Genomic DNA, 21,043 nt, shown 5'->3' with positions numbered 1-21,043 from the left:
TCAGCCCTCAAGCCCTTCAAGCACGCGTTTGAGCACCACCTCGGCAGAGATCTCACGGTTGGCAGCCTCAGGAATGACGAGGCTGCGGTCGCTCTCGATGACCTCATCGGTCACGATAAGACCACGACGAACAGGCAGGCAGTGCATGAAATAACCATTGTTCGTCCACGACATGTGCTCCTCGTCGATGGTCCACGACATATCCTTAGATAGTATCTTGCCATAGTCAGCAGGACTCTTCACACCCGGGCAACTCCAGTTCTTGGCATAGACAAAGTCGGCGTCTTCCAATGCTTTATGCTGGTCGTACTCGATCTTAGCTCCTTTCGTGAACATCGGGTCAAGCTCGTAACCCTCAGGCTGCGCAATGACGAAGTCGACATCGGCTGCATTCATCCACTGAGCAAACGAATTTGGCACAGCCTGAGGCAGCGCACGGCAATGGGGAGCCCATGTCATCACGACCTTCGGACGGTCATGTGTACACTTGGCAGCCGGATTACTCTGCAGCTCCGTCCATTTCTCATGAATGGTGATAAGGTCAGCGAAAGCCTGCAAAGGATGAACCGTTGCTGTCTCCATGGCTACTACGGGACGGCCCGAATATTTCACAAACTGATTGACGATAGTCTCGGCATAGTCATAGTCACGGTCCCTGAGCCCGGCAAACGAGCGCACGGCAATAATGTCACAGTAACAGCCCATCACGGGAATAGCCTCAAGCAGATGCTCACTCTTGTCACCATCCATGATGATACCCCGCTCCGTCTCCAACTTCCATGCCCCGGCATTGACATCGAGCACGATGACGTTCATGCCGAGGTTCATCGCAGCCTTCTGCGTGGAGAGGCGCGTACGAAGAGAGTTGTTGAAAAAAATCATCAGCAACGTCTTGTTCTTACCCAACTGCTGACAGCCAAACCGATTCTCTTTCACCTCCAATGCTTCCTTCAAGGCAGCATCCAGGTCTCCAATGTCTTGTACGTTGAAAAATGTACGCATATCTTTATAACGTTGAATGTTAAACATTAAATGTCAAGTGTGGAATGGTATTAAACACTCCACATTTCACATTCTGATCTGTCCTTTCCCCTCAATCAGCCATTTGTAGGTCGTTATCTCCTCTAAGGCCATCGGCCCGCGTGCACCAAGCTTCTGTGTGGAGATTCCTATCTCCGCACCCAAACCGAACTGTGCACCGTCAGTAAAACTCGTCGGAGCATTGACGTAGACACAGGCGGCATCCACCATCTGTTCAAAGCGTCGGGCATTGGCTTTTTCCTCCGTAACGATACTCTCACTGTGTCCGCTGCCATAAGTGGCGATATGCCGTAGCGCCTCATCGAGACTGTCCACAGTGCATACACCCATCTGCATGCTAAGCCATTCTGTGTACCATGTATCAGGGTCATTGACCTTCTCTAACAGTTCTGCAGGATAGTGTCCTTCAAGTGCCGCATAAGCACGGCTGTCAGCATGAAGCTTCACACTTTTGGGTGCCATAGGAGCAACAAGTGCCGGTAGATCCTGCAAACGGTGACTGTTGATTAATAAGGTGTCGAGCGTGTTACAGACTGTGCATCGACGCGTCTTTGCATTGTCAACAATGCGTCTGCCCATCTCCAGGTCGCCGCTCTCATCGAAATAGCAATGCACTACACCGGCACCCGTCTCGATGACCGGCACCTTTGCTGTGTCGCGCACAAAACTGATAAGCCGCTTGCTGCCACGCGGGATACAAAGGTCAATATAACCTGCCGCCGTGAGCATCGCCCCCGTGGCCTCATGCGTTGCAGGCAAGAGCTCAACGACATGCGTATTGACACCATATCTGTTAAGCACCTCATGGATGACTGCCACGGCAGCCCGGTTTGTACCGTCGGCCTCCTTTCCACCTTTCAGCACAGCAGCATTGCCACTCTTGAAACAGAGCGAGAAGACATCGAACGTTACGTTAGGCCGTGCCTCGAAGATCATACCTATGACGCCGAAAGGCACGCTGACACGTCTCAGATGCAGGCCGTTGTCCAGCGTCTTGTCTTTCAGCACGCGGCCGAGCGGTGAAGGAAGGGTAGCCACGTGCCGCATATCACCGGCTATCTCCCGCAGCCGCTGAGACGTCAGGAGCAGACGGTCGTAGAAAGCATAGTCCTCACCAGCCTTTCCCAAATCCTCGGCATTGGCTTTCAATATCTCGTTTTGATGGACATCTATTGCATCGGCAACGGCATTGAGAATCCCATTGCGCTGCTCATCGCTGAGAAGCACCAGCATTTTCGATGCCTCCTTAACGGCTTTGAATGTATCTTTCAAAATCATTATATATTCTTTCCCTATGGTTGTCTTCTGCTTGCAAATTTAACGAAAATGATGGAGATAAGGAAACAATTATCACATTATTTTGCCGATAATATGTATTCCTGAAAGAATATTTCATATTCTTACATAACGGATGTTTAAAACGCCATTATAGATTTTATTACAAGAAATTGTCGTAACTTTGCATTTGTTATGCCAGCGCTTACAGAGACATCTTTCGAGAAGATCTTTCGTCAGTTGTACGAGCCTCTCTACTATTATGCCTACGACATCCTTGGCGACAGTGACCAGTCCAAAGATGTAGTAAGCGACTGTTTTGCCTCTGTCTGGCAACGGCACCGCGACATGGAAGCCTCTACCATCAAAAGTTATCTCTATGTTTGCGTCCGCAACCGTGCCATAGACCTGGCAAAAGGCAAGGGAATGTTACAGGCTTCTCCCATCAACGACACGCTTCTGAACATTGATGACGACACCGAAGCCTTGATTCAAGAACAAATCATCGCCTTGCAACACGCCTTGGAGAAGCTTCCACCCGGCAACCGCAAGATCTTAGCCGCCCGATACGAGCAAGGCATGAGCATCCAGAAGACAGCCGAAGCGTTTGCCATGAGTATTGACGGTGTGAAGAAAAGCGTATACCGCAGTCTGAAGACACTCCGGAGTCTATTAAGGGTTAAAAAAGAGTAACGATTGTCCACTCATTATATTATATAGAGTATAAGATAGAGAATAACGGGAAATACGTTTAGAAACAAAGATTCAAGAATGGGATAAAGATGAGCGAGAAAAGCAAGAACATATTACGCAAGGCGCTTCAGCGCGGGCAAGCGCCCAAGCCGGATATAGACGAAGCCTGGCAGAATCTCTCTGCCCGGTTGCACCTTGCATCTCCTACCGCAGAAGAGGAAGAGCATAATACACCCAAACTCCAATGGGTAAGCTATACCCTGAAAGGCATAGCAGCTGTCGCAGCGATTTTCCTCATCATCCGTCTTTTGTTCCCAAGTGTCCAGTTATCGACATCCCATACCTCTCCAAAAGTTCATTCCCCGATAGCCCAACGAGTGAAGACAACGACGGCCCATCGAGGCAGCTCTCTTCCCCAAACACAGTCATCGACGAGCTCGCCTAACGCCACAACCTCTTCTCCGGCAATCAACATAAAGACGGCAAGAGCCGAGATACGCCACGCTCAGCTCCCCGACGGATCTTCTGTATGGTTGAATGCAGAGAGCAAGTTGGCATATACACCGTTGTCCAATGGTACAAGGAAGGTTATGCTGCAAGGTGAGGGTTATTTTGAGGTTAAGCACGATGCGCAGCATCCTTTCATCATCGATACGGAAGGCATCACCGTCCGAGACCTCGGCACCGCTTTCAACATCCGTTCTTATTCCGGGAGACCCGTCTGCATAAGTGTTGTCAGTGGAAGTGTGAGCGTCATGGCAAACAACAAAGATTATACTTTACTGCACTCCCGGCAGTTAACCATCAAGAACACAGGCTGCGAATTGTCCACCGTCGATACCTACCCTCTAACTCAATGGAAAGAGGGACTGTTCTATTTCCACCAGACAGCCTTGAAAGATGTCATCCGCGAGATAGCACGCTGGTATGGAGTGAATGTCGTCATTGAGCAGACAGCCAACATAAACATGCAGATACATTTTGTCGGAAGCAGAAAGGCGACACTCACTAAGACCTTGCAAGACCTTGACGATATCGATGGCGTTCAAGTGGAGCTATGCGACGGAGCAATCACTGTAAGATAACTTTTTTCACATTTTCTTCTCTTTTTATGTCCACTTTTTACTATTTTAAAGTAATAAGTGAAAAGGCGTAAGTTAAATCATCAAATAAATAACAGTGTAAATGAAGAGAAATCGAAAGAAAGTATTGCTTCTGTTGTGTTGTCTGTTTATATTCGTCATGCAAGCTGCAGCCCAGGGAAAGAGAGTGACGCTCAAAAACAACGCCATCTCCTTGCCAACGGCGCTCTATGAGATGGAGAAGCAGAACGGTTATTACAAAATCAACTACAACTATTCCGATTTGAAGGACATTCAGGTCTCTGCTGATATCAACGACCTTGATGTCCCCGCGGCCGTCAACCGTCTCATCGCCGGTAAAGGTCTGACGGCTGTCGTCAGAGGACAAATCATCACCCTAAAGAAAGCACAGGCCGATAAGCCGCTACAGAATGGAGAAGTTTGTGGTGAACTCTTAGACGACAATGGCGAGCCTCTCATCGGGGCCAGTGTACGCATTGCAGGAACTTCGCTCGGCACCATCACGGATCAGAACGGACACTTCCGACTGAGCGACGTGCCGGCTGGTTCCGTGATAGAATACAGTTATCTCGGCATGAAGACTTTGCGTCGCAAAGCGAGTGCGGGCTCCGTGAAGATCATTCTCCAGCACGACGATCACACGCTCAACGATGTCATCGTTACCGGTTATCAGACCTTGAAACGTGAAGATGCCACCGGCGCCTTCCAACAGATCACAGAGAAAGATCTGGACAACCGTTATACGGGCGACGTGACAAGTAACCTCGAAGGCAAGATCGCAGGACTCGTGAAATACGACAATGGCGTAACCAATCAGATAGCTATCCGTGGTATCAGTACGCTCTCGGCAAGTACCTCCCCACTGATCGTTGTCAACGGTCTGCCTATCTCTGGCAGTCTTGAGGACATCAACCCCTACGATATCTCTTCCATCACCGTGCTCAAGGATGCCGCTGCAGCAGCCATCTATGGCGCGCGTGCCTCCAACGGTGTCATCGTCGTCGTGACAAAGAAAGCTACGAAAGAAAAGCTGCAGGCCGACTTCAACGCAGACCTCAATATCTCGGAGAAATCTGACCACAGCAACTTCGGCTATGCCTCGGCAGCGGAAGAGATTGAACTGATGGATGACAACTTCAACTATCTGTTCAAGAACGACGAAGACGCCTTCAACAGTCTCAAAAGCAGTTTCGACAGATATAAAGGATGTGGTTATTCTCCGATGATGCAATTGTTGATGCATCACTATAAAGGTACCATTTCCGATGACGACTTCACTGCTACCAAGAACAAGTGGAGCACACACAACTATAAGAAAGAATGGCAAGACCTGATGCTGCGTCACCAGATAATCCAGCAATACAACCTTGCTCTACGTACGAAAGGCAAACATCTCAACTCCTCTATCAGCGTCAACTTCAAATCGGACAACACGGGGACGACAGGCTTATACGACCGTACGCTCACGGGCAACTATGACGGACTGCTGAATATAACCTCATGGATGAACATGTCTTTCGGCCTCTATGTAGAGAGCGAGCGATCAAAGAGCCGCATGGATATGTTCGGTTTAGAAGGCATCAACTCTTTCAACAACTACGAGACGATGTGGGCGGAAGACGGCACAGCGCTGGCTCGCAAAGGTGTTGTGGATCTCAACGAACCCAACCTGAGCAATAGCAGCTACGGACTGAAGAGCGAGGCTTTCGTACTTCAGGATGAAATCCATCACAACTTCCGCCATACGCGCAGTACATTGCTCCGTCCTTACGTGAAACTGGACGTTCACCCTATTGACGGTTTGGATGTCAGCGGACAGTTCCAGTACGAGGACCGCTATACCAAACGGGAAGGGCTCTATGATGCCGACTCCTATACCATGCGCCACCTCTACAACCTCTATACTTATAAAGGCAAGCATTATCTGCCCGGGGGCGGACTGCTCGACCTCTATACCTTAGACGGTGGCTATTATACCTTCCGCACACAGGCAACCTATAACCACATCTTTACTGAGAAGCATGCCATTGAAGGAGTCGCCGGTTTCGAGTTTCGTCAGACGCACAGCCGGTCTACAAGCAATGAGCAGGTCGGTTATGATGATCAGACGCAGACTAACTCCACCTACATGACCAACCTCTATGATATGTACAAGCTTCAGCATTCCGACATCTCGGATGCTTACTCTCCTACCGGCTATAGAATCAATGATTTCTCTTCATCAGACTATCTCCACAGGTTCTATTCCTATTATTTCACGGGCAACTACATTTACGACAGTCGCTACAGCTTGTCAGCCTCTTATCGTGTCGACAAGGCAGACCTCTTCGGCAGCGACCCAAAGTTCCGTGGACGTCCGTTGTGGTCTGTAGGTGCAGGTTGGAATATCAACAATGAGAAATGGATGAAGGACATCTCGTGGATAAACATGCTGAAACTGCGCGCCAGCTGTGGTCTGACCGGTAACATCAACAGCAACTACACCTCTTACCTGACCGCAAAGATCTCAACCGAGTATATATACGGCGGCAAAAAAGCCACCTTAGTCACACCGCCTAACGATCAGCTGCGCTGGGAGAAGACGGCATCCTGGAATATCGGTGCCGACTTCAGTCTCTTCAACAACGGGCTGCGCGGCTCTCTCGACTATTACCTGAAAAACTCATCGGATGTCCTTTCAACGACGGATGTTGACCCGACAATCGGCTGGGACGAGCTTACCATCAACAACGCCAAGATTCGCAACCAAGGTGTGGAGCTACAGTTGACTGCTGACATTCTGCGTGCTCGCCGCCGTGAGGATTGGGGCGTGGGCGCTGACTTCTCCATTGCTTATAACAGCAACAAGGTGACAGCCATCAATCATGAGATCACGAGTGGCTACGAGGCCCTCAAGAGCAGTACCTATCATCTCAACAAGCCTGTTCACTCTCTCTACAGTCTTCGCTATGGCGGCATCGCTCTCGACGAAGATGGCAACCAACAGTGTTACTTCATCAAGACAGACGGTACCAAGATCGCCGCAGCCACCTATGAGAGCAGTTTTGAGGCTGTCGACGCCGTTTACAGCGGATCACTCGATCCCAAAGTGAGCGCATCGCTGACGCCAACCATCACCTGGCGCGGCTTCTCACTCTCAGCCATGATGGTTTGCTATCTCGGTCATTACATGCGGATCAATGCCAGCGACTGGACAATCCAAATGAGCAGCGAGTACACTGAGCCAGTCTACAGCAGCATGCTCAACTACTGGCACAGCAGTGACCCCACGGCTTATCTTGCCAGCGGACGTCCTGCCTACAACATGCGCATGTATGACGATGACCCGGCGTCCTTCGATATCAACGTGGTGCATGCCGACTATATGAAGATGCGCACCCTTGTCCTCGGTTATACGTTCCCTCCTGAGCTCTGCAAGCGGATCGGTGTTGGTGGTCTACGTCTGCGCGTGCAGATGAACAACGTTTTCACGTGGGCGCGCAACTCCAAGAACATCGATCCTGAGGGTGTAGACCCATATAGCGGTCAAACACTGGTGCGCACACCGAGAAGCTACACGATGAGTCTGAGTGTCAATTTCTAATATTATTCAATGCTATTCAAGATGAAAATAAAATATATTCTTCTGTTTCTTGTCACAGTCCTCGCATTGTCAGCCTGTGATGACCAACTTGATATCACGCCGAAGGGCAAGACTATCCTTGAGAAGACCACCGATTTGGAGAAACTGCTGAACAGTAACTGGGATCTCGGTGATCCGGACCCCCTCTGCATGGTTGTCAACGAGTGCTACCCAAGTAAAGTTCCTATAGCACTCTCGCAGACGAACACGCTCAATTATGCCTTGCTCACATACAATGAGACCATAGACCGGGCCAATCTGACGGCCACTGATGAGATCTATTCCAGTGCCTATCAATATATCTTCTATGCCAACACCATTCTGAGCAAGGCCGATGCTTCAAAGGGGGATGACACCACGAAGACACTCATCAAGGTGGAGGCACATATTCTCCGTGCCTATATGCACTATATCCTTGTCAACATCTATGCTCCACAATACGATGCCGCCACTGCAAGTCAACAGACAGGCGTGCCCTATCGGGAGGATATAGACACACACTCGCAACCTCAGAAACTCACGGTTGCCGAAGACTATGACAAGATCCTCGCCGATCTCTCAGACGACTATATCGCAGCCCTACCCGACAAAGCCGAGGAGATCCGCGGCAGCAAGGCCTGGGGCTACGCCGTGAAAGCCAAAGTGCTCATGCAGATGAAGGAATATGACAAGGCGCTCCCCTATGCCTTAAAAGCATTGGAATATAACGGTACAATCGCTGACCGTACGTCTATCATCTCAAGTAATGAATGGGTGATTAATGAAATCGATCCCAGCAATATTATGTATATCAATCACGGTATGGGAAAGCCTTGGGGAGAATACCTCACGAAGGAGACGGTAGCAGAGTTTGAGGATGGCGACATCACCATCAACGATGCACAATGCTATGGAGATCCACTGTGGAACAGCTATTATGGCGAGATGCTCAGTGGCGTCGAAGGCTGTCTTGAATGTCAAAGTTATGACCTTCACTGGAACAACTGGGGAATCACCTCTGACCGCATGTATTACGCGGTTGCCGAGTGTTATATCCGCACCGGACAGATACAGAAAGGCCTCGACCTCATCAATAAAGTGCGGAAAAAGCGCATCGGACCAGACGCTTACAAGCCTTTCATCGCCTCAACAGAACAGGAGGCGATGGCACTGCTGCAAAGGGCTAAGTTCATTGAGTGCCTCGCTACCTACGACAACTTCTTCGACCGGAAACGTTGGAACACCGAAGCAGACTATAAGGCTACGCTGAGCCGGCACATCACGCTCAAGCAGAGTGGCAAAACAATGGAATTCTCCATTGCCCCGGACTCCAAGCTCTGGATCTTCCCGTTCCCGCTCAATGCGACACGTCACAATTCGAATCTCACACAGAACTATTAATAATGAAAACAATTTTTTCTTTTGCAGCTGCCGGACTCATTATCGCGGGTCTGGTGGCTTCGCAAACACTGAAGGCACAGACTGTAAGAGGCTGTATCGCAGATACAGCCCTGAACAAAAAGATGTATCTGTGCTACAATCCCGAGCGTGGCGGCAACCGCTACGACGGTGATGAGAAACGTGTCAAGGCGGATGCTAAAGGCGCCTTCTCTGTTTCCGTCGACAACTTAGGTAAGATGGACTTCTGTCCGGCTTACCTTGTATTGGCCGATGGCAGTGAGTGGGACTTCTTTCTCCAAAAAGGAAAAGACATCAATATCTCTGCCAAGCGTGATGCGAAAGGGCAACTTTCATTGGACTATCAAGGAACCAATGCTGACGCCTCCCGCTGCCTGCGTGACTATGAGAAAGCGTATGCGTTCACCGACTTCTTCGCTTACCCCGGAAAGCAACCTAAAATTGCTCCCGAAAAGCGTGAGAGCACGCTCGACAAGCGTTATCAGACGCTCGCCGACGCTATCAAGAAGATCAAGAACGACTCTTTGCGCTGTTTCATGACGCAAATCAACGAAGACCGGCATGACAACTACCTCTGCCGTCTGCTGCCGAAGAACAACACCCGTCGCAACAGGGCTTTGAAAGAAATAGATGCGGTGGGTCCCAACAACTGGATAGGGCTTTATAACAATATCCCGCAGAGTTTCATCCGTGAGCACATGGACACAACGGTTCACGCACAATGGGGCGGAGACCAGACAACTTACGGACTGGAATATCTCCGGGTCATGAAGAAGTATATCACCAATCCCTATGTGAAGCACCGGCTGCTCATCGACTGTGCGATGGAGACCATCGATTATGGCAAGGACTTCAAGAACATCGACGATTTCTGGAAACCGTTTGCTGAATATGCTACCGATGACAGCGTTGTTATAGCAGCCTACGGTAAGAAGGTGGCTGCCATGAAACAGACAAGACCGGGCATGAAAGCAAAAGACTTCTCTTTCGAGGATGCACAAGGCAATCAACATCGTCTTAGTGAGCTTCGCGGAAAGGTGGTTTATATTGATGTGTGGGCTACTTGGTGCGGCCCTTGCAAGCGTGAGATTCCATATCTTGCCAAGCGTGTAGAAGAATACAAAGGCAACGACAAGGTGATGTTTATCTCCATCTCTGTGGATGAGAACCGAGAGGCTTGGCTGAAGATGATAGGGAACGACAAGCCACAGTGGGCACAATATCATGTCAGCGAGGATCAAAATGAGGCATTGTCCGACGCCTATGGCATTACCGCCATTCCCCGATTCATGGTCATCAAAGCAGATGGAACGATCGGTGACAGTGACGCTTTCCGCCCCAGCGACACCGACTTCCACAAGAAGTTAGATCTGTTCTTATAATTACTCCATGTACAAATAGTCGTAGTGGATAAGCGGCTTGACATCATGAACACCTATCACTTTCCGAGCCTCAGCTGCACTGTATCCGCTACATCCCAGGGCGATCGTCTCTCCCTTGGAATTGACCACATCGATGATGTCGCCCTCCTCGAAGTCACCTTCCACAGCCGTCACACCGACAGGCAACAGACTCACAGCCCTGTCGCCTTTGAGTGCTTCCTCTGCTTCGGCGTTGATGACAACACGTCCATGGGCAAAGCTCTCGCTGTGCGCAATCCATTTCTTGATACGTGAGGTGGAATTCGGGTTAGGCCGAAACTCCGTATGCATCGCTTCCTGGGGATGCTCCGCAAGCTCCACAAGGATGTTGTCGGCCGTACCGTTGGCAATGATTACCCTGATGCCTTCGTCAGCCACCTTGCCGGCAATCTTCAGCTTTGTCACCATGCCCCCACGCCCGAAATTACTTTTCGTCTCCTGCACATACTCACTGAGATCACGGTCATAGCTGACCACCGGAATGACGCGTGTCGTGGGGTCCTTCGGGTCTCCGTTGTATATGCCATCGACATTGGTGAGGATGACGAGTGTCTGCGCGTTCATCATCGATGCCACAAGTCCTGCAAGCTCATCGTTGTCGGTAAACATCAACTCGGTGACACTCACAGGATCGTTCTCGTTGATGATGGGCAGCACGCCATTCTCCAGCATCACGGCAATGCAGGCTCGCTGGTTGAGATACTCGCCCCGTGTGGAAAAGCTCTCCTTCATGGTGAGCATCTGCCCGATGCACACGCCATACTCGCGGAAGAGATCGTAATAGAGACCGATGAGTTTCACCTGTCCGATAGACGAGAATAGCTGCCGCTGCTGCACGCTGTCGAGCTTGCGGCTGGCCGACAGCTCCCCCCTGCCACAGGCAAGTGACCCTGAGGACACAAGGATGGGCTCATAGCCATGTTTCCGGAGCCACACTATCTGGTCGACAATAGCCGAGACACGGGTCACGTTGATATTACCGTCGGCGCGGGTCAGCACATTGGAGCCCACCTTCACAACAATTCGTTTCTTCATCATCTTAGTTCAAACAGCCTTTAAAGCCCTGTATCACGGCATTGGTGAAGCCTGCCTGCTCCATGGCATTCAAGCCCCGGATCGTCATGCCACCAGGGGTCGTCACCTTGTCTATCTCTGCTTCGGGATTGCCTCCATTGGCATTCAGCAAGTTGATGGCGCCCTGCATGGTCTGCACTACGATGTTCTTGGCATCGTCGGCCTCGAAGCCAAGCTCCACGCCCGCCTCAGAGGCCGCGCGAACAAAGCGCATGATGTAGGCAATGCCGCAGCCGGAAAGTGCCGTGCCGGACGACAGAAGGCTCTCCTCAACAATGTGCGTCTTACCCACACTGTTGAAAATGGCTTCGACCTGAGACAGATGCCGGGACGATTGCGGGGCTGGACTGAGGAAAGTCATGGACGCTTTCTCGGCGATACCGATGTTGGGCAGAGCCTGCACGATCTCCGGCACCTTGCCATCCTTCTCTAACCACTCGCTGAGCTGGACTATGGAGACACTCGCCGCCATATTGACAATGACCTGACCGTCATAGTCAAGAGAGTCCTTCAACTCATCGACAACAGTCTTAACCACTTTGGGCTTAACGGCGATAGTGATAAAGTCGGCATCAGTGACGGCTGCCTTATTATCGGTGGTCACGCTGGCTCCGAGCTGTTTGAAACGTTGCAGTTTATTCTCGTGCGGGTTGGCAACGGTGATGTCCTCAGCCTTAAACAAATCGCCTTTGAGAAGTCCGGCGGCAAATGCACCGCCCATCTCACCGGCTCCAATAATTGCAATCTTCATAGTGATATGATTTAGGAATCCGTGTTTTCTGAGTGAGCGGCAGGCGCTCCTCCGCACAGATTCCGGGAAAAGTTATAACTCATCGAGCACTGTCCGCAGACGAGTGATGAAGTCGTCAACATCCGACTTGGTGATCATGAGCGGAGGAAGGATGCGGAGAACATTATTGCCTGCGCACCCCGTAAAGACGTGCTGCTCATGAATCAGGCGCGGGCGCACCTCCTTATGCGGCACGTCAAGCACCACTCCAATCATGAGACCGCGCCCACGAACCTCTAAAATATGATTGTTGTCCTGTTGTAAAAGTCGGAGTTGATCAATGAAATAGGTACCCACCTCGTGAGCATTTTCCACAAGATGATCATGCTCATAGACATCGAGCACGGCAAGAGCTGCAGCGCATGCGAGATGGCTGCCGCCAAAAGTAGTGCCTAATTGACCAATGATAGGTGGGAAATCGGGCGATATGAGTACACCCGACATCGGCAGACCATTGGCTATGCCTTTCGCCACAGTGATGAGGTCGGGTCTGATACCAAGCCACTGATGGGCAAAAAACTTTCCGCTGCGGCCATAACCACACTGTATCTCATCACAGATAAGCACCGCATCATATTTTTTACAGGCCTTAGCCAGACCTTGTGCGAACTCGGGAGTAGCCATGACACAACCGCCAATACCCTGGATACACTCAAGGATGACGGCACACACATCACCCTTGGCGAGCTCCTCTTCCCATGACTTGAGATCGTTCATGGATAAGAAAGTGACCTGGCGGTTGTCGTTGATGGGTGCAAGATAGTTCTTATTGTCGGTCACCTCCACGGCAAGTGATGTGCGGCCATGAAATGAATGGCGCACAGCGAGCACACGGCGACGGCCGTTGTGGAAACTGGCGAGTTTCAACGCGTTCTCATTAGCCTCTGCGCCACTGTTGACAAGAAAAAGACTATAGTCGTCATAACCGCTGATCTTTCCCAATCTCTCGGCAAAACGCTGCTGTAAGGTGTTGATGACGCTGTTGGAATAGAAACCGATCTTTTGCACCTGATCATAGATGGCCTCGATATAATGCGGATGACTGTGACCAATGCTGATGACGGCGTGACCACCATAAAAGTCAAGATATTCCTGACCGTTGTCGTCCCAAACATGGGCACCTTTGCCGCGGACGATATTAACATCGAAAAGTGAAAAGACTTTGTAGGGTTGCATAAAAAAGTATAAGATAAATATTTAGAATCAATGATCGCGCAGCCTTTACGGTGTCCAGCCGTCAGAACGCTGACGCTTTCAGCCGCAGTCCGGCCCGCTCATCGATACCAAACATAAGGTTCATATTCTCCACCGCCTGCCCTACGGCACCTTTTAGAAGATTATCGACGCACGCGGTAATAAGGAGCTTATCGCCCTCCTTGTCGCAGTGGACAAGCGCCTTATTGGTGTTGACCACCTGCTTGAGGTCGAGGGCTTTATCAACATAATGTGTGAAGGGCTGATCTTTATAGAAATCTTTGTAGCCTTCTACGATGGTGTCGAGTCCGACATCAGTACGCACCACCTCTGTAGCAAAGATGCCGCGGGCAAAGTCGCCACGGAAAGGAATGAAGTCGATGGAGACCTCGAGATGGCCCTGCACTTGGGTGAGACTCTGTCTGATCTCGGGTACATGCTGATGATGGAAGGCTTTATAGACGCTCATGTTGTTACTGCGCCACGAAAAGTGAGTAGTGGCGCCCGGCTTCACACCAGCACCTGTTGATCCTGTGATGGCATTGACGGTGACATCGTCATTCAGAAGGCCCATTTTCGCGGCAGGCAGGAGACCAAGCTGAATGCAAGTGGCAAAACAACCTGGGTTGGCGACATGCATTGCTGATGCGATCGCCTGACGGTTGATCTCTGGAAGCCCGTAGACAAAGTCGTGCGCTGCTGGCGTTGGGTGCTGCGTCCGAATCACTTTCTCAGGCGCGAGACGGAAGTCCTGCGCCAAGTCGATGACCTTGACATGCGTAGGGATGTCGTGTTCCCGCATGAATGCTTCGCTCTTGCCATGGCCGAAGCAGAAGAACACCACGTCAACCGCATCAAAAGGCAACTCTGACGTAAACCTGAGGTCGGTATCACCGTAAAGCCCTTCATGGACATCAGATAAGAGATTACCGGCGTTACTCTCGCTGTTAGCGAAAACAATCTCGGCCTGTGGATGATTGACAAGCAAGCGAATAAGCTCACCACCTGTATAACCGGCAGCGCCCAATATCCCGACTTTAATAACAGATGTCGTATTGTTTTGCATTACTCATTCCCCTTTTCTTTCCTCATCAACGGGATGAATGCCATAGTAGACTTTCAGCGGAGTGCTGAGAATCTTGATGAATCCCTTGGCATCGTCGGCTGTCCACCCATGATTCATCTCGCCATACTCGCCGAGTTTCGACTTCGTGAGGTCGTCGTCGCTGTCCACGCCCACCGTCTGCAAGGTGAAAGGACGGAGCTTGAGAATGGCGGTGCCATTGACATGCCGCTGCGAAGAAGTAAGAAAGGCCTCCATATCGGGCATCACCGGCTCCAGATATTCACTCTCATGGAGGAACATGCCATACCAGTTGGCAATCTGATCCTTCCAATACTGCTGCCATTTGCTCAGTGTTGACTTCTCTAACAGACGGTGTGCTTCAATGATAATCTTAGGTGCCGCAGCCTCAAATCCCACACGACCCTTGATACCAATAATAGTGTCTCCCACATTGCAATCACGGCCTATGGCATAGCTTGCACCAATCTCCTCAATCTTCTGAATAGCTTTCACCTTGTCTTCGAAGTGCTCACCGTTGACAGCATCGATTTCTCCTCTCTTGAAAGTGATGCGCAGTTCAGCCTCGGGCTCCTCAGCGGTAACATGTTTCAAATAAGCACACTCCGGTAGTCCTTGTGCAGGATCGAGAAGCTCACCGCCACAGATACTCGTCCCCCATATACCGACATTGTAACTGTATTTCAATTTCGTGAAGTCAGCGAAGAATCCATGGGCGTTAAGGTAATCGACCTCTTCCTTACGGGTGAGCTCCTTGTCACGGGTAAGTGTAATGATTTCCACTTTCGGCGCCAACACCTGGAAAGTCATGTCGAAACGTATCTGGTCATTACCGGCTCCGGTGGATCCATGCGCAATGGCATCGGCGCCAATCTCGTTGGCATAGCGCGCGATGGCAATGGCCTGGAAGATGCGTTCCGAAGAAACCGAAATAGGGTAACAGTTATTACGCAGCACATTGCCGAAGATCATGTATTTCAAGCTCTTCGCATAATACTCCCGCGTCACGTCGAGAGTGACATATTTCACAGCGCCAAGTTTATAGGCATTCTCTTCATTCCTCTTCAATTGCTCCGGCGAGAAACCGCCAGTATTGGCGCAAGCCGCATAAACCTCCCAACCTTCCTGGGAGAGTTTCATCACCGTATAACTGGTATCAAGACCGCCACTGAAAGCGACCACCACTTTCTTCTTTGCCATAATCTCTTCGTATTTATTCCTTGTTTATTTTATTCCGTCAATCTTCCTGATTCTCTCCAGTACACTGTCCGGTATGCGCGCAGGCAGATGCTCAGCCGGATCGAAGAGCATTGCCGTACAAATGCAGTACTGCCGGTTGGTGCGATGCAGAATGTCTGAATTGATACAGCCTTCACATCCTCGCCAAAAGGCTTCGTCGTCAGTGAGGTCACGAAAAGTCACAGGGAGGTAACCGAGCTGCGTATTCATCTTCATCACGGCTGAACCGCTTGTCAAAGAAAAGATCTTGGCATGTGGCCATCTCACTCGTGCAAGGGTGAAGGTAAGATTCTTAATACGCTTGGAAAGTCCTAACCCGCGGTAATCGGGATGCACAATCAATCCAGAGGTAGTGACATAGTGCTTGTTACCCCATGTCTCGATATAGCTGAATCCTGCAAAATGATCGCCATCGAGAGCAATTACCGCCTTTGCCTCGCGCATTTTTGTTGCCACATACTCAGGCGATCGCTTGGCAATACCTGTGCCACGCACCTTGGCGGCATCGGCAATCGTCTTGAGAATGGTATCCACATACTTAATATGGCTGTCATCGGCCACCAATACTTTCACATCTTTCATATTGAAGTTCTTGTATGGGTCACCCTTAACCATTAGAGAATCAAGTTTTCGCGCAAAGAGTCCATGATGGCATTGTGATCGGCTCCCTCCTTAACAGCGATGAAGATGGTATCGTCGCCGGCAATAGTTCCCATTATCTCAGGAATGTCACTGTTGTCGATATTAAACGCGATACTGCTGGCATATCCTGGCCGCGTATGGATAACGCCGATGTTTCCTGAGAAGTTGATACTCTGGAAACCAGAGATTGTCATCATCTCCGTAGCTTTGAGAGGAGTATGAACACGCCTGTACATCGTCTCATTGGGCAACACGTAAACGTATTGTCCGTTCATGCTTGCCGCCTTTGCCACCTTGAGCTGCTTGAGATCACGGCTTAACGTGGCCTGAGTGATATAATATCCCTCATCCCGAAGCTCACTCAGCAAGTCCTCCTGACTTCCAATTTCCTTGCTCGAAAGCAGCAATTTGATGGCCTCTAAGCGCTGACTCTTTACGTTCATATGCATATTTATCCTATATATGGATGCAAAATTAGCATATTCGTTCCATATATGCAAATATTTATGTCGATAATTTAGGTAGTAATGATAAATTTCAAAGTATAATGGAATATTATTGCATACTACTATAATATAGATACAATAATGGGGCGAACCATCATGGCCGCCCCATCTTCTCATAAACGAGAAAGAAAGTTTAGTTGTTGCTTCTTCCGAAAATCCTAAGAAGATACAGGAAGAGGTTGATGAAGTCGAGGTAAAGCGAAAGCGCGCCAAGCAGTGCCACCTTCTGTGAACCCTCGTCCAACCCAGGCTGCAAAGCGAGCGCACGCTTAATCTGCTGGCTGTCCCACGCCGTCAATCCCACAAAGAGTACAACACCGATGTAGCTAAGTGCCAGATCAAGCATAGCACTATGAAGGAATAGATTAACCAGTGTAGCAATGATGAGACCAAAGAGCGCCATCAGAAAGAGATTGCCAAACTTCGTTAGGTCTGTTTTCGTCATGTAGCCGTAGAGAGCCGTTGCTCCAAAGGTTGCCGCAGTGATAAAGAACACTTTGGCAATGGTTACCGTAGCGTAGACCATGAAAATGGCCGACAGGGTAACACCGTTAAGCGCAGAGTATATAATAAATAATGTGGTGGCGGTTGACAGCGAGAGCTTGTCGATGCGCGCTGTGGTGTAGAATACCAAACCCAGCTCCGCGATGAACAGCACCCATATTGACGCGCTGTTGCCATAGACCATCCGCATCATTGTCGGACTTGTGGCTACGCCCCATGCGCAGAGACCCGTGATGACAAGAGCCATCGTCATCCAGAGATACACCTTGCGCATTAAGGCCGGGAATGCCGCAGACCGAGACAGGTCGCGCTCCATATTGCGCGTGGCATCCTGTGAGTTGATGAGCTTTTCCAAATCTTGTATTTCCATCTTATAGTCTTATTTAAGTGTTATCATTTTCAATTCCCGACATTTTTGATGACTTGTTGCAAAAATAGTCGATTATTTTTAAATGGACAAGAAACATGCCATTTTTTTTCATTATCATTCATGGTAGATGTCCTTCCGTTTCAGCTCTACCACCTTGCCTAACCTGCCAAGCCGCCTCATATCAAGCTTTTTCTTGTTACCCACAATGATGATGGCGCGCGGGGTTGTCCGCACATGCCTGTCGTAGAACTGCTGAAGATCGCGTGCGTTCAAAGTGTCGAGTGCGCCCACAATGTCGGCATCAGGGTCACGGACGTAGCCATGGAGCCTGTATGAGGCAATGGTAGATCCAATTTGCCTATAGGAGGGGAAGTTGTTGTTGACACTATTCACGATGGCAAGGCGCGCGGTTTCCACAGCCATAGGACGCAAAGGCATGTACATCAACAAGGAATCGAGCAGGAGAGCTGTCGTAGTGGCCTTGTCGGCCTGTGTACCGATGAGCGACACATAGCCGCAAGGCTCACCGCCACGCGTCAACAAGTCGGGGAGCAACACACTGCCATGGGCGGAATAAGCCAGCGACCGGAACTCGCGAACTTCCTGAAAAAGCACCGACTGCATGCCACTGCCAAAATAATTGCCCCATAGCAGGAATTGCGCACGATTGGCAGGAGTGGACATGGGCGCTACACACTCATAAGATCCCACAATGGTTTGCCGGGCTGAAGGGTTGTCGAAGAGATAAACCGTGTTTTCGTCTACGGGCAAAAGTTTACGTACTGCAGGTTTCCACGGATGGACAGGATGTAGCACCATGTTTCTTTTTATGATGTTTTCAACTTCTTTAGTATCCCTACTGCCACAATACACCAGGTCGGTCTGCCAATGTTGCAGTTGGCGGAAGAGACTGACAAGACTGTCACCGCTCATTCTTTCCAGTTCCCGCGATGAGAGCCGTGAGAGATAGTCAGAGCTCGAACCACGCATAAGTTTCTGCATCACGGCCCGGGCAATGTTACTGTTTTGCTTGAAGAAAGTACGTCCGCCGATCTTCTCTGACTTCACGAGCGCTCTGAACTGTCTACGGTCAGCCTTGGCATGAGCAAGGAACTCGCCAAGCAACCCCATGGCTTCCCCCAGATAACGGTCTATACCTGTAAGGGTGAGCGTGACGTTTTCAGACGAGGCCTCAGCCTCCAACGTAGCGCCATAGCCCCGGAGAAGTCCGGCAAAAGCATGTTTATCATAGCGTACAGTACCGATATCGTTGAGGTAGTCGGCCATGGCGTCAAGACGACGGTCATCGCGCACACCCCGCCGATAAATAATCCGCAGCGTGAAGATATCATTTCTTGGGTTTGACGTTGTGTAGAGGTTGACAAGAGGCGCCAACGGGATGTGAGCAGCATCCTTGTCAAAATCGATAAACCTTGGCAGCGTCTTCTCCACCGGTTCGCGCGCTATCCGGCTGGCGAAAGTAGACTGCCGCCCCGCGTTCTTCGGTTCAACAGGCTTATAACCTGGCTGCTTCAGACGCTCTTTCGGATAGCTTCCGAATTTCTTTGCAATTCTCAAACAGTCGTCACCCAAGTATTTTCCAGCCACCCGCATGACGTCAGCTCGTGTCACTCCGTCAATATTGTCTCCTTCCGCCTCCACGCTTTGCCAGTCGATACCGTGTGAGAACGCATTGATCATGGCTTTGCTTCTGCCGTTGATTGTCTCCAAACAGAGCTCGGCGTTGCGTTTGAGTGTGAGTTTGGCAGCACGGAGCGCGTCGTCTGTGAAGTCACCTCGGCGCAACTTGTCGATCTGCACGAGACAGAGATGGTCTGCCTTCGTCCGGGAACCGAAAGGCAGACGCGGCACATAGCCAAAGCCCCACGCCGAGAAATCTTTGAAGTCATAGCCCATACCCGCTGCGAAGAGCAAACGACCAGAGACCATGAGCGAGTCGATGAGTCCTGTACGGTCGTCGTTAACGAGCATGGAAGTCATCACCTTAAAAGCTGAATAGTCTGCATTCTTCTCTCCGGGGGCTTTCCATGCTCGTCCTCCAATCTTGACGATGGGCACCGGAACCTTAAGACGGAGCAGCGGCATATGAGTGAAGTCGCGCAGGCTTGCAACCGGTGAGGGTGCGGGCTGTCGGTGCGAAGCGGCGCGAAGGGTGCCGAACGTCCGCTCCAACAGGGGTCTCAAGCTGTCGGTACAGAAGTCGCCACAAAGCATCAGCCCCATGTTTTCCGGTATGTATCGCTCACGGAAAAAACGCATCATCTCTGTCAGACGCGGATTTTTCAAGCTGTCGGTAGCGCCAATGATGGGGTAAGCGTACGGTGTCCCCGCCAAGGCTATCTGCTGGGCTTTCTCCGCCGTAGAGGCAAGGAGGTTGTCGGCATACATATTCTTCTCTTCATAGACCGTCTCAAGCTCGCCCTGGAAAAGACGGAAGACGGGGTCTTTGAGACGCTCAGCGTTGAGTTCGCACCACTGACGCATATACTGTGGCGAAAATATATTGTGGAAGACGGTCTCATCGAAGGAGGTGTAAGCGTTGAGCTCCGTTCCCCCAAAGCGGCTGATCAGCTGACTGAACTCATTGGGGATGGCGTAGTCAGCAGCATGGAGGGAAAGATTATTGATGTGTCGCTGGATAGCGAGGCGCTCAGAAGGATTGACGGTGGCAGCCAGCCGGTCGTACTGGGCAGCAATGCTGTCAAGCCACGGCTTCTCACGAACGTAGTCGATAGTGCCAATCTTCTGCGTGCCCTTGAAGAGCAGATGCTCAAGATAATGGGCGATACCGCTGTTGGGACAGTCCTTGGCACCTGCCTTGACAACGACGGCACCAAAGACTTTTGGCTGTGTGTGGTCTTCGCTAAGCCATACCGACATGCCGTTGGCGAGGGTGAAGGTGGTCACTCCCTGCTTGCGCTGCCCTGCAACAGCAGTGAAAGGGAGAAGAAGAAAGAGAAAAAGACAAAGCTGTTTCATAATACTCATAATAAATAATCAAGTCGGCGGGGGCGAGGACGCCCCCAAACAGAACCCGCTGGAAGACACAGCCCCACCTGGTAACCC

The 21,043-nt window shown here is 50.5% G+C and carries 16 protein-coding genes; 5 read left to right on the top strand and 11 right to left on the bottom strand.

All coding sequences use genetic code 11. The features are described 5' to 3' along the window. Together PREMU_RS04180 and PREMU_RS04175 are read right to left on the bottom strand one after the other, a co-directional pair. Positions 1 to 1,002: a Rossmann-fold NAD(P)-binding domain-containing protein gene (locus PREMU_RS04180; RefSeq protein ID WP_007573377.1), complete on the bottom strand. Its 1,002-nt coding sequence runs from the start codon at positions 1,000 to 1,002 to the stop codon at positions 1 to 3. Positions 1,003 to 1,068: 66 nt separating this feature from the next. Then, the gene (locus PREMU_RS04175) at positions 1,069 to 2,319 is read right to left on the bottom strand and encodes a glutamate-5-semialdehyde dehydrogenase (RefSeq protein WP_007573376.1); all 1,251 of its coding nucleotides are present in this window, start codon (positions 2,317 to 2,319) and stop codon (positions 1,069 to 1,071) included. A gap of 192 nt (positions 2,320 to 2,511) precedes the next feature. On the opposite strand from PREMU_RS04175, the gene PREMU_RS04170 reads away from it, so the two are divergent. From PREMU_RS04170 to PREMU_RS14085, 5 genes are all read left to right on the top strand, one after another. Further along, a complete protein-coding gene (locus tag PREMU_RS04170) occupies positions 2,512 to 3,009 on the top strand; it encodes an RNA polymerase sigma factor (protein ID WP_007573375.1) in 498 nt (165 codons plus the stop codon). 89 nt (positions 3,010 to 3,098) lie between these two features. After that, positions 3,099 to 4,094 carry a FecR family protein gene (locus PREMU_RS04165; protein ID WP_007573373.1) on the top strand — a complete coding sequence of 332 codons (996 nt, stop codon included), beginning with the start codon at positions 3,099 to 3,101 and terminating at the stop codon, positions 4,092 to 4,094. A gap of 100 nt (positions 4,095 to 4,194) precedes the next feature. Beyond that, positions 4,195 to 7,695: a SusC/RagA family TonB-linked outer membrane protein gene (locus PREMU_RS04160; RefSeq protein ID WP_007573372.1), complete on the top strand. Its 3,501-nt coding sequence runs from the start codon at positions 4,195 to 4,197 to the stop codon at positions 7,693 to 7,695. A gap of 21 nt (positions 7,696 to 7,716) precedes the next feature. Next, positions 7,717 to 9,114, top strand: coding sequence for a RagB/SusD family nutrient uptake outer membrane protein (locus tag PREMU_RS04155; protein ID WP_169311307.1), 1,398 nt, complete (start codon positions 7,717 to 7,719; stop codon positions 9,112 to 9,114). A gap of 2 nt (positions 9,115 to 9,116) precedes the next feature. Continuing rightward, the gene (locus PREMU_RS14085; RefSeq protein WP_007573368.1) at positions 9,117 to 10,514 is read left to right on the top strand and encodes a TlpA family protein disulfide reductase; all 1,398 of its coding nucleotides are present in this window, start codon (positions 9,117 to 9,119) and stop codon (positions 10,512 to 10,514) included. On the opposite strand, the gene proB is transcribed toward PREMU_RS14085, so the two are convergent. The 9 genes from proB to PREMU_RS04105 form a co-directional block, all read right to left on the bottom strand. After that, positions 10,515 to 11,588, bottom strand: a complete 1,074-nt coding sequence (gene proB / locus PREMU_RS04145; protein ID WP_007573366.1) for a glutamate 5-kinase — start codon at positions 11,586 to 11,588, stop codon at positions 10,515 to 10,517. Between the two features lie 4 nt (positions 11,589 to 11,592). Further along, on the bottom strand, positions 11,593 to 12,378 hold the full coding sequence (gene proC, locus PREMU_RS04140; RefSeq protein ID WP_007573364.1) for a pyrroline-5-carboxylate reductase: 786 nt from the start codon (positions 12,376 to 12,378) through the stop codon (positions 11,593 to 11,595). Positions 12,379 to 12,450: 72 nt separating this feature from the next. Beyond that, complete coding sequence (locus tag PREMU_RS04135; protein WP_007573362.1) at positions 12,451 to 13,593, bottom strand: aspartate aminotransferase family protein; 1,143 nt, start codon at positions 13,591 to 13,593, stop codon at positions 12,451 to 12,453. Between the two features lie 61 nt (positions 13,594 to 13,654). Beyond that, positions 13,655 to 14,677 carry an N-acetyl-gamma-glutamyl-phosphate reductase gene (argC, locus tag PREMU_RS04130; RefSeq protein ID WP_007573361.1) on the bottom strand — a complete coding sequence of 341 codons (1,023 nt, stop codon included), beginning with the start codon at positions 14,675 to 14,677 and terminating at the stop codon, positions 13,655 to 13,657. A gap of 3 nt (positions 14,678 to 14,680) precedes the next feature. Further along, positions 14,681 to 15,895 (bottom strand): argininosuccinate synthase, encoded by a 1,215-nt coding sequence (locus tag PREMU_RS04125; RefSeq protein WP_007573359.1) that lies wholly within the window; start codon positions 15,893 to 15,895, stop codon positions 14,681 to 14,683. Positions 15,896 to 15,919: 24 nt separating this feature from the next. Then, the gene (locus tag PREMU_RS04120; RefSeq protein WP_040558600.1) at positions 15,920 to 16,516 is read right to left on the bottom strand and encodes a GNAT family N-acetyltransferase; all 597 of its coding nucleotides are present in this window, start codon (positions 16,514 to 16,516) and stop codon (positions 15,920 to 15,922) included. A 32-nt stretch (positions 16,517 to 16,548) separates the two neighbouring features. Beyond that, a complete protein-coding gene (argR, locus tag PREMU_RS04115) occupies positions 16,549 to 17,019 on the bottom strand; it encodes an arginine repressor (protein WP_040558599.1) in 471 nt (156 codons plus the stop codon). Positions 17,020 to 17,215: 196 nt separating this feature from the next. Further along, positions 17,216 to 17,956 carry a Bax inhibitor-1/YccA family protein gene (locus PREMU_RS04110; protein ID WP_007573353.1) on the bottom strand — a complete coding sequence of 247 codons (741 nt, stop codon included), beginning with the start codon at positions 17,954 to 17,956 and terminating at the stop codon, positions 17,216 to 17,218. A gap of 114 nt (positions 17,957 to 18,070) precedes the next feature. After that, a complete protein-coding gene (locus PREMU_RS04105; protein WP_007573349.1) occupies positions 18,071 to 20,956 on the bottom strand; it encodes a M16 family metallopeptidase in 2,886 nt (961 codons plus the stop codon). Between the last annotated feature and the right edge of the window lie 87 nt (positions 20,957 to 21,043).

The organism is Hallella multisaccharivorax DSM 17128 (assembly GCF_000218235.1).
GTDB classification, from domain to species: domain Bacteria; phylum Bacteroidota; class Bacteroidia; order Bacteroidales; family Bacteroidaceae; genus Prevotella; species Prevotella multisaccharivorax.
Note: the sequence above shows the minus strand (reverse complement) of the source record. Positions and strands in the feature narration are given on the sequence as shown.